This window comes from Pseudofrankia coriaricola (assembly GCF_001854805.1).
Classification (GTDB): Bacteria; Actinomycetota; Actinomycetes; order Frankiales; family Frankiaceae; genus Pseudofrankia.
In genome coordinates this window covers 21,656-31,641 of sequence record NZ_MBLO01000071.1, presented here as the reverse complement: position 1 = coordinate 31,641, position 9,986 = coordinate 21,656, and the positions used below count along the sequence as shown (strand labels likewise).

At 70.1% G+C, this 9,986-nt stretch carries 10 protein-coding genes and 1 pseudogene; 2 read left to right on the top strand and 9 right to left on the bottom strand.

Features of this window, described 5'->3' with window-relative positions; translation table 11 throughout:
• Positions 1-263 precede the first annotated feature (263 nt).
• The 3 genes and pseudogenes from BCD48_RS12870 to BCD48_RS46080 form a co-directional block, all read right to left on the bottom strand.
• Positions 264-458, bottom strand: coding sequence for a hypothetical protein (locus BCD48_RS12870; RefSeq protein WP_071048598.1), 195 nt, complete (start codon positions 456-458; stop codon positions 264-266).
• Positions 443-1,639, bottom strand: a complete 1,197-nt coding sequence (locus BCD48_RS12865) for a transposase (protein WP_071048597.1) — start codon at positions 1,637-1,639, stop codon at positions 443-445. Before BCD48_RS12865 ends, BCD48_RS12870 begins: the two co-directional genes overlap by 16 nt.
• 170 nt (positions 1,640-1,809) lie before the next feature.
• Positions 1,810-2,307, bottom strand: a pseudogene (locus tag BCD48_RS46080) (IS110 family transposase); the annotation flags it as partial.
• A 218-nt stretch (positions 2,308-2,525) separates the two neighbouring features.
• Here BCD48_RS46080 and BCD48_RS54850 point away from each other — a divergent pair.
• A complete protein-coding gene (locus BCD48_RS54850) occupies positions 2,526-2,651 on the top strand; it encodes a hypothetical protein (RefSeq protein ID WP_274536518.1) in 126 nt (41 codons plus the stop codon).
• A 42-nt stretch (positions 2,652-2,693) separates the two neighbouring features.
• Here BCD48_RS54850 and BCD48_RS12860 read toward each other — a convergent pair whose 3' ends face one another.
• The 5 genes from BCD48_RS12860 to BCD48_RS12840 form a co-directional block, all read right to left on the bottom strand.
• The gene (locus BCD48_RS12860) at positions 2,694-4,214 is read right to left on the bottom strand and encodes a nickel/cobalt transporter (RefSeq protein WP_131803960.1); all 1,521 of its coding nucleotides are present in this window, start codon (positions 4,212-4,214) and stop codon (positions 2,694-2,696) included.
• Positions 4,211-5,356, bottom strand: a complete 1,146-nt coding sequence (locus BCD48_RS12855) for a DUF3500 domain-containing protein (RefSeq protein WP_083418550.1) — start codon at positions 5,354-5,356, stop codon at positions 4,211-4,213. Before BCD48_RS12855 ends, BCD48_RS12860 begins: the two co-directional genes overlap by 4 nt.
• Before the next feature lie 142 nt (positions 5,357-5,498).
• The gene (locus BCD48_RS12850) at positions 5,499-6,212 is read right to left on the bottom strand and encodes an SDR family oxidoreductase (protein WP_071048595.1); all 714 of its coding nucleotides are present in this window, start codon (positions 6,210-6,212) and stop codon (positions 5,499-5,501) included.
• A 96-nt stretch (positions 6,213-6,308) separates the two neighbouring features.
• A complete protein-coding gene (locus BCD48_RS12845) occupies positions 6,309-7,091 on the bottom strand; it encodes an alpha/beta fold hydrolase (protein WP_071048594.1) in 783 nt (260 codons plus the stop codon).
• Between the two features lie 146 nt (positions 7,092-7,237).
• Positions 7,238-7,900 carry an NAD(P)-dependent oxidoreductase gene (locus BCD48_RS12840; protein WP_274536519.1) on the bottom strand — a complete coding sequence of 221 codons (663 nt, stop codon included), beginning with the start codon at positions 7,898-7,900 and terminating at the stop codon, positions 7,238-7,240.
• A 49-nt stretch (positions 7,901-7,949) separates the two neighbouring features.
• On the opposite strand from BCD48_RS12840, the gene BCD48_RS12835 reads away from it, so the two are divergent.
• Positions 7,950-8,333 (top strand): winged helix-turn-helix transcriptional regulator, encoded by a 384-nt coding sequence (locus tag BCD48_RS12835; RefSeq protein WP_071048592.1) that lies wholly within the window; start codon positions 7,950-7,952, stop codon positions 8,331-8,333.
• A 50-nt stretch (positions 8,334-8,383) separates the two neighbouring features.
• Here the strand turns inward: BCD48_RS12835 and BCD48_RS12830 are convergent, their stop codons facing one another.
• Positions 8,384-9,697: an IS701 family transposase gene (locus tag BCD48_RS12830; RefSeq protein ID WP_083418549.1), complete on the bottom strand. Its 1,314-nt coding sequence runs from the start codon at positions 9,695-9,697 to the stop codon at positions 8,384-8,386.
• Positions 9,698-9,986: the final 289 nt, after the last annotated feature.

The window sequence follows — 9,986 nt, the reverse complement described above, 5'->3', positions numbered from 1 at the left end:
ATCCCCGTGCTCGCCCGTCTGGCTGATCGCCAGGTGGGCCGCTCAGGGAAGGCTGAGGTCGTACGCCTGAGATGAACGAGCAGGGGAAGTCAGACCTAAATCCGCCATTACCTGGGATGTGATCGTTTCTGGCGGGGTCCCAGGTTTGTGATCTTCTTTGCTGGGTCTGTTGTCGGGTTGTGGCAGGGCGGTGGCCCGGCTGTCGTGCCGGGTGGGCGCCGGGTCCACGGCCCGGGGTGTGTCCGCTGGGGAGAACGGGCTGGTCAGGTTGCCATGGGCAGGGCGCGGAGCCGTTCGAGCGCGGTGGGCAGGTACTGGTCGCGGCCGGGTGGCAGGCGCAGGGTCAGGACTCCGGCGTGGCGGGTGACCCGGCCAGGAATGTTGATCAGCTCGTGGCGCAGCCGGTCGCCGTGGGCGCGGCCGGCACGCTGGTCGTGGCCGGTCAGCGACTGGAGCATGCTGGAGATCCAGCCGGTGAGGATCGCCGCCCACATCCAGACGGTGTTGACGGTCGGGTCGGCGGCAGGTGGCGCAGGCCGGCGCCGAGCTTGGCGTCCTTGATCTGGGTCTCGATGTCGGCGCGGCCACGGAACCAGTGCTCGAGGGCGACGATGCCGTCGGGCTCGTCGGCGGGGATGTTGGTCACGAGGAAGCTGACGGCCCAGGCGTGGTCGGCGACGCCTTCCAGCGCCAGTGCCAGCTGGCCTTTGGGGATGGTGCGCCGCCGCCGGGAGCGGGGGTCGGCGGAGATCTCGGCGGCGGGGACCTTCACCCGGCGGATGATCGTGTAGGTGCCAGGCGGCCAGCCCGCCGGGGTATAGCCGACGGCGGCGACCTGGGCGCCGCGCATGTCGCGGGCGTCCGTCCGGGCGGCCTCGGGCACCGCGGCATAGGCCCGCCACAGCGCTGTGTTGCGCGGGGCGGCGATCGCGAAGTCCGCGCCGGCGGCCACTGCGGCGCGGGCGAGCTCGCCGGTGAAGAACCCCGAGTCGGCCCGGACCAGCGGCGGGGCGCAGACCGCCGCGGGCAGGTTCGCCAGCGCCCGCGCCAGCAGCCCGGCGCAGCGCGGCCGAACGTCCTCATCCCCGGACAGCAGGTCCGCGGCCAGCACCAGCCCGGTGCGCGCCCAGCTCGCCAACAGCGGCCGGCTCGCCCGTCTTCCCTCGTAGGTGTAGGCCACACCCCGTTTCTTCCGGCCATAGACCTCCACATCCGAGGAGTCCAGGTCGATGGTCGGCCGGCCCCGCACCAACTCCGACCGGCGCTGCGCGGGCAACCGCGCCAGCCACCGGCTGGCCAGCACCCCCACCGCCGCCTCGATCCCGGCCCACGCCGCCGGGCGGAACCGGCCCGCCAGCCGCGCCGCCGTCCGCGACGGCGCGAACGGCACCCCGGCCAGCACCCCGCCCACCGCGTCCAGGCGCAGCCGGTCCAGCCCCGACAGCGACGCCCGCCCGGCCAGCTGCGCGCCGGCCAGCCCGACCAGCAGCTCCCCACCCGACAGTCCCCGCGCCCGCCGCTTGATTCGGCCGACCCGCTCGTCGAGAACCTCGACCACACCCAGCCGATCGACCAGCTCCCCGACCACGGCCAGCCCCGCCATCCCGGTCAGCGACCGGTCCGCGGGACCGACCCGCACCCCCGGGGCCCGTTTCCTCGACGCGGTCGGCCTGCGTAGTCTGTTCACCCGGCGGGTGCCTCTCGTCAGGGTTCTTCGGTAGGTGTGGTAACCCCGATTCTCCCTGTGCGGCAGGCACCCGCTCACGTTCAAACGATCTACAAACCCCCAACGTCACCTGGTACTGGCGGAACTAGGTCAGAGGCCACCGATGTAAGCTTGATCCCGTAGTCCTGCATGACCTTCTCGAGGCGCTGGACCGCCCGGGTACGGTCTTCTACCGTGGTCCGCCGATGCCGGGTAAGGTCCCGTAACGCCCGGATCGGTTTCGGCGGCACGAACGACGGCCGGACCAGGCCATGCTCCAACAACTGGCCGATCCACGCAGCGTCGGCCACATCCGTTTTCCGACCCGGGACATTACGCAGATGCTGGGCATTCAGCAGCCAGCATTCAAAAGAGTCCTCCAAAATGTAGTAGACGGGCTTCCAATATCGTAAACGCCCGTGGATTCCATGCCGACCAGAGACACCCGTTCCGCCGCCAGCCAGTCCGCCAGCCGCGCCGGTTGTCGCGAACGTCCGCACCTCAGTGCGCCGCCCGCCGCCCCGCCCGGGCACCCGCACCGCCGCCACGACCGTGTCCCGGTGCACGTCGAACCCCGCAACCCGGTCGATCAACACATCCATAGAAGACCGTCTCCGTCCCCTCGACCCGTGACCAGCACAGACCGCCCGGGGAGGACCTGTCACCAAAGATTCTGAGGTACGCGCTCACGGCAGCAGGACAGGATTCCTCAGGACCTCCGAGCCACACTGACCTACGGGCTCACAGGCACCAGGCTCGCCGACGTCGGACCGGACGGCCCCAACATCCTCATCAGGACAGGGTGCTGGCGCAAACCGGCATGATCACTGACCTGAAGTTACGCGGCGAGGTGGAAGCCAAGATCAAACACCTGGACTCGTTCCGAGATGAGCTCGCCGCCAGTTTCGCCCGCGCCGACCGCCTCCGCGAGTCGCTGCTCACCTGATATCGCGGTCTCCCAGTCGTGATGGCGCCGTTCTCGCGATTCTTACAGCGGACCGGTGACGCCGATGCCCTTGAGGACCAAAACGAGGCCGAGGGCCGTGACGACCACGGCGCTGACGATGGGCAGCGCTGCGCTCCAGGACCGGTCGAAACGGTTGAAGCGGCCTAGATGGGCGACGAGGGAGCGCGAACGGACCAGCAGCAGTCCCAGGCTCATGAGTACCGCGGCCAGTCCGGCACTGAACGAGAGGATCAGACCGAGGCCCAGGAGGACACGGTTCACGCCGACCGCCAAAATCATGACGCCCAGTGCTTCTGGACAGGGCACCAGGCCACCGGACACGCCCATCGCGACCAGGCTGCGTGGCGTAATGCCCTCGGCCGGGATCGCGTGCGTGTGCGCTCGCCCGCCGTGGGCGTGAACGGCGGCACCGAGAGTGCCGTGCCCGTGGCCGCTCCCGTCGTCGCGTGCGCCGCTGAGAACGAACTCGTGGTGGCGCGCGTAGTCGTCGCCGTGGTCGTGGTCGTGGGTGTCTTGGTCGTGGGGCCGCGTCGCTGCCCGACGGGCTGACCAGCGCTGGCGCAGCAGCCGTATGCCCAGCGTGACGACTAACAGGCCGGCGGCGACCTCCAGTCCGGGGACGAGCAGTCCGGGCACCAGGAACTGGCTGGCGAGCAGCGCGACTAGCCCGATGACGACGACCGAGGCGGTGTGCGTGAAGGTGACGACGGCTCCGAGGGCCACGGCATCGCGTGCCGTGCCGCCGCCGCTGCCGACCAGGTAGGCGGCCATGAGCGTCTTGGCGTGCCCCGGGGTCAGCGCGTGCAGGGCCCCGAGCAGCGCGGCCGCCCCGACGGCGAACAGCATCGCCCATCCCGACAGCGACGGCCCGTCGATGTATTTCAGCAGCCGGTTCCGGTAAGGCGAGGGTCGTACCGCCGCGTCACCGCCGGCCGTCGGACCAGCTGTCGACCCAGCGGCCGCGGGGTCGATCTGGTAGGTGACCTCGCTCTGCCGCTGCGTCGCGTCGCGTCGCTGCACACCCAGCGTGACCGGCGCGCCGTCCTCGACGAAGGCGTTGACCTGGTACGCCGAGCCCTTCGGAGCGAAACCGTTGCGGAACAAGACGTGGTGCCGGCCGGCTGCGGTGGGCGCGCCGCCAGCCTCCGCGTGGACGCGAAGGGTTCCGTAGCCGGCCTGGATGGTCAGGTACGGCGGTACTTCGACGTCGGTCAGCTCGACCGTCAGCGGCCGGCCGTCGACGCGCACCTCGACCTCGCGCAGGACCTGCTCCGCGTAGTGCCTCCCTTCGCCGTCAGAGACCTGCTGGTCCTGGTCGACGTCCAGGATGTCCAGGACCTGAGGCGCGAGCAGCACACCGGGTGATAGGTCCAGCTCCACGCCGATCTTCGACGGAGCGAGCGTCACATAGGATGCCTGCACGTAGACGTCGAGAGGGTGCGCGGAGGCAGGACCGGCCGGCAGCACCACGAGGAGCAGGGCGGCGGGCACCAGCAGAGACGCGCTGAGCGCCCGCCGCACCGCGGCGGCGCGTGACCTCACGAGGTGATCGCAGCGCCGTAGTCGTTGGTGGGGTCTCGGTAGATGCCGTGGATGTGGTTCGCCGCGTCGCCGCCCATGGACTGTGGTGAGTACTCGACGGCGATGTGCGGCCCGGTGACCCGGAAGTACGCCGCACTCCCCACAGCCGTGGGACCGTACCAGGCGAAGTACGTCTTGGGCAGATCCGCCTTCAACTGCGCCTCACGCGAAGCCGCGTCCTCGTCGTTGACCAGCCCGCCGTACTCGTCGATGAGCTTCAGGAACGCGGTCTGCTCGTCGGCCGACATCTCCGACGCCGGCAGCCCTTCGGACTGGATGGTCTTGCCATCCTGTCCAGGCCCGAGCACCAGGTCGATCGGCGAGGTCCCCAGAACCGCCTTGCTGCGGTCGGTGCTGTCGAGTGAGTTGACCAGCGCGAAGGCTTCGTCCTCGATGTCACCCAGCGGGCGCACTGTCGTAGCGTTGTCCTTATAGGTGGCTGGCTGGGCGCCGATGAAGCTCGGCGTGAGCGCGACCTGCGACCCGTGGATCGTGGCGTTGACAGTGACGTGGTGGCCACCGAACTGCCATTGCCACGGATCGGTACCCGACGGCTCGCCGATGATCGCCATCCAGTAGTACTGCTTGCCGTAGCTCATACCGCCCTGCGTGGCCAGCTGGTCGTCCGCTGTCCACTCCGCCACCACGCGCTGGTAGCCCTCCGTGCTCAACGTCGCCTTCATGACGGCCAGAAAGGCATTGACCTTCTCCGTGCTGAGATTCCCCACCATGAGACCGTCCCGCTGGTAGAGGCCCTGCGGGAGGTTGGACCAGCGTGCCTTCTGTGCCGTGTCGCTCCAGTCAAACAGCACATGGAACTTCTCGTCGGCGGTGAGGGTGGCCAGGAACGCGTTCGCCGCCGCCACGATCCCCGGCGTCGCGTCCCCACTGGCCGCCGAGGTGCTCGCGCTCGAGGTTGCGCCCGAGGAAGCGGTCACCGTCGACGTGACTGTGCCGCCCTCCCCACCTCCGCCGCATCCGGCAACGGCGACGAGCAGCACCGCCGCCACCCCGGCCGGGAGCAACCTGGCGCCACTCGACAACTTCTGGGCAAAGACAGCGGCACCTGGAGTGCCGGCGACCCGCCCACGAGATGAACTCATATTCCTGACCCAACCTGGGACTGAAAGAGGACTGATTCCTGCGCAGCGCTGGTGGCGCTACATCGATGTCGTGCTGCTGGCCGTCGAGCGCCTGCCCCTCGACGCGCGGCGGCCGGCGTCACGATTGCTGGGCGGCCGGTGGCTACCAGGATGCGGGTGGCTGGCCGGCCGGCGTGAGGGTCAGTTCATGGCTCTGCCCGCGGCGGCCCTGGCCGGCCAGGTAGGCGACGGCGGCCGCGACCTCGGCCGGATCCACGCTGGCCTCGGGCGGCAGGTTCTGGAGGAAGGGCACGGTCTTCGGCGACTCGATCGGTCCGTTGACGATCAGCGTGGCGACGTGGATACCACTCGGCCGCAACTCGTGCGTGGCTGTGGACGCCAGCGCCCGCACACCGTGCCAGCCGGCTGACCAGGCGCCCATCCCGGGAGCCACCTGGCGGCCGGCATTGCCGGTCACCTGAACGATGGCCGCCGGACGCTGCTTGGCGAGGAGGAGCCGCGCCGCTTCGCTGAAGAACACGAACGCCTGCTCCGTGTTCGCCGCGGCCCACAGCCGGTACTGGTCGAGAGTCGCCTCGCTGAGCGGGCCACCGCCCCACGGCATCGCCGGGTCGGGGTGTGGGAAGACGGAGATGGCGTTGACCAGGCAGTCGATCTGGCCCGCCTCTTCCAGGGCGGCGCGCAGTTGGACGGAATCAGTGACGTCAGCGCGCAGGGCCCGCGCCCCGCGTGCCTCGACCGCCTTCAGGGTGTCGTTGCTGCGCGCGATCGCCGTGGCCTTCCAGCCAGTGGCAAGGAAGTGGTCGACGATCGCGCCGCCAAGATTACGGGCGCCGAGAACAACGAGGCTCTTCAAAGGTCCCCCATTTCAGGGATAGAGGCAGATGGGCCGGGAACAGCGTTTCCGGGAAGGCCGTGGACCGGATGGGGACCTCGGTACTGGCCGTCCTGGTCAGGCGCCGATCTCGTCAAGGAATGAGGTGATGAGTTTCTGCCACTCCTCGGGCTGTTCGATGGGCAGCATGTGGCCGCTGGAGACCTCGGTCAGGCGGGCGCCAGGAATGCGGGCGGCCAGGTCCTGCTGCAGGTAGAGGGGGACGACCCGGTCCTCGGTGGAGGCGATGACTAGGGTCGGGGCCGTGACGCCGGCCAGCTCGGCGCGGGTGTTGATCCGGCCGAAGAGGTCGAACTGCTCGGGCGCGCCGGGTGAGAGGGCTTCGGCGGTCGCGGCCGCGGCCGCCTCCAGCGCGTCGTCGGGCAGCGAGGCCAGCGTCCTCGGGCTGAGGGACACCCAGGTGAGGAGCTTGGCGAGCAGCAGGAGGTCTCCGCTGGCCATGATCCCCGCCGATATATCCCCGGCCAGTCTCATGTAGTTGTCGAGGTGGGAGTAGGTCGCGGTCAGTACCAGCGCGGCGACCCGGTCGGGGTGGCGGGTGGCGGCGCGTACCGCGACAGGGCCGCCGACGGAGAAACCGACGACGGCGAACCTTTCCAGGCCCTCGTCTACGGCCGCGCCGACGACCTCATCGGCGAGCTGGTCGAGGGTGAGCGGGGTTTCTAAACGCGGCGTGGCGCCCGAGCCGGGGTAGTCGACGCCGACGACCGTGCGGTGCGCGGCCAGGCCGTCGAGGATCGGACCGTAGTGGGCCTCGACGCTGCCGCCCGCGCCGTGGGCGAGCGCCACGCCGGGGCCGGTGCTGCCCCGGACGGTGCGGGCGAACGAGGTGCTGGTCATGCCGCCTCCACGAGGGTTATAGCGATCGATACAGAACACTGGCATTTGAAGAACGCGGGCAGGGCGAGCAACTGGACGCGGCGCACAAGCCGCGAGCCGAGCCTGGCGCCGCCCCCGCCGAGGTGAGTGTTGTCGGTCGGCGTCTGTCAGTAGGCGACGTTGATGCGGCGGCGGATGTTCTCGCCCTTCTCGAGCTCGTCGACGAGGGCGACGGCGTAGTCCTCGGAGCTGATCCGGCTGTTGCCCTCGTCGTCAACGAGCAGCTGGTCGTCGCCGACCCGGAATACACCCGTGCGCTTGCCAGGCTCGATCGTGCCGCCTGGGGAGATGTAGGTCCACTCCAGGTCGTCCGCGTCCGCGCGGATGAGGTCGAGCAGGTCCGCCTGGGCGAGCGCCTCGCGCTTGTAGACGTCGGGGATATCGGCGACGTCGATGATCCGTACCCCCGGGGCGACCTCCAGGCTGCCCGCTCCGCCGACCACGACCAGGCGGCGCACCCCGGCCTCTCGTAGCCCGTCCAGGAGGGGGCGGCCTACGGCAAGGAGCGGATCTCCCGCTTCCGAGGCGACCCGCACTGACAGCACCACCGCGTCTTGGCCCGCCGCCAGGTCCGCGACGGCAGCGGCGTCGTTCGCGTCGACGACCCGGGTGCCGCCCTTCCCGCTGCGGGTGGCTGCGGTGACCTCATGCCCCCGGCCACGCGCCTCGGCGGCGACCCGGCTGCCGATCATCCCGACTCCGATTAATCCGACTCGCATGCCATGGCCTCCCCTGAAACGCTGCCGGCGCGGCGCCTGCCAGCACGGTATCCATCAGGTACTGGTTACTTCAAAGTGCCACTGGTACGCTCGGGGAACCATGGATGCTAGCGATATTCTGGTCCTCGGCTGCCCGATGCGGCAGGTGCTCGACCGCGTCGGCGACAAGTGGTCAGTGCTGGTCGTTGCGGTCCTCAGCAAGGGCGGCCCCCGGCGGTTCACCGAGCTACGCGACACAATCGGCGGCGTGACCCCCAAGGTCCTGACCCAGACGCTGCGCGGGATGGAACGCGACGGCCTGCTGACCCGGACGGTCTTCGCTCAGGTCCCGCCACGCGTCGACTACGAGCTGACCCCGCTCGGCTGGTCCCTCCGCGCCCCCCTCGAGGCGATCCTGGAGTGGGCCGAGAAGCACATAACCGAGGTCACCACCGCCCGTGACGCCCATGACGCCACCCACTCCGCCGGCAAAGCCGCGTTCTAGCGCTGGTTGGTCAGGTTGGGGTGGCTAGTGGGTGGGAGTGGCTCACGTGGTCAAGCTGGGCTGCCAGTTCTGGTGGGGGTGGGGCGGTGGACCAGCGGTGCCAGTACAGCTGCAGGCGTGCCCAGGGGCACAGCCAGCCGCGGACCTGTCGCAGGGTGTCCTGCCAGATGATCCGGCGGCGCGGATTTTCCCCCCGCCGCCCCGCCGTCCCCGCGGGGTGCTTGTTCGGCTTGGCCGGGGGGTGTCGCGGTCAGCAGGGTGAAGGTGAAGGCCAGCATGACCAGCTGCCAGTGCCGCACGATGGCCTGTTCGGAACGGACCTGGAAGTCCGCCCAGCCCAGCTCGTGGGTGGCCGGCTTGTAGTAGTGCTCGATCCAGTCCCGGAGTCGGTAGATCCGGTAGACCTCGGCCGCGTCCGCCTCGGCCCTCGAGAGGTTGGTGGCCATGAACCAGGTCGAGTCGGCGGTGAGCGCTGTCGGGTCGGCGGTGGCGGCGATCAGGCGGGTGCCCTGGGCCGGTCCGTAGCAGGGGCCCAGCTCCAGCTCGGCGACATAGCGGGCCAGCGGTCGGTTGTGGCTGTCGGTCAGTACCAGGCGCCGCCAGGCTTCCAGTGGCAGGCGGGCGGCGGCCTCGGCGGGGGTGAACGCCGGTGGATGGGCGGGGTCGGCGACGAACTGCCAGGTGCCGTGGCGGGGGCGTAGGGCCAGCACGTAGCGGATCCTGGCCGTCCGCAGACGCCCTTCGAGCTTGGGGTTCTCGCCGTAGACGCAGTCGGCCACCACCGCGCGGAACGGCACACCGCCAGCCTGGGCCTGCTTGATCAGGTCCCAGGCCAGCTCCGGCTTGGTGGCGAACGCCGGGTCCGCTTTGCCGGCGGGTAGTCGGGAGGCGGGCCGGTAGGGCCGCACCCCCAGCGGCACGTGCCGGCTGCCGTCAGCCCAGTGGCTGGTGACCGAGACGACGCCGTTGGCGGTGCGGCCGAGCTTGCCGATGTACTGCTGGGCGGCCAGCACGATGCCATGGCCGCGTTTGCGGTCCCCGGTCTCGTCGATGATGAGCACGCCGTTGCCATGCGGCCCCAGGTCCGGGTGCCGACGCCACAGGTCCACCCGCCGTGCGCCCAGCGCGTCGGGATCCCACGGGGCGTCGTGCAGGAAGTGATGCAGCCGCTGCCGGTCAGCACCGGGAACCAGAGCGGCAAGCTCCGTCAACGTCTTGTTGCGCTCCCGGGGCAGCAACAGACCGATCAGATAGTGCCGCAGCGCCGTGCGCTCAGCCACACGGCAGAACAGGTCATCGAAGTCGCCACAGAACCGGTCGATCGCCTCCGCCGTCGGCGCGGTCGGCTTGCGAGGTGTGGCCATCGGGCTCCCCCGAAACGGCCCAGCCAGACACCACAACCGTACGTCCACCTGCCCCGACCTGACCAACCAGCGACCAGCCACAGCCCCACAGGGCGGCCCCTCTCACCGCCACCCCGAATCCGCCGCCGACGCGGGCCGCACCGGTCCGCCCGGCATCCCGGTGACCTGGCCGCCGCGGCGCGCCTGGCTGACCCTCGGTGGGCGAAGCTCCGCGACCGCGCACGGCGATTGCCTGGCCATGCCCCGGGTATGGCCGATGCGTCTGATCCGGGTCGTGTTTTCAAGATCG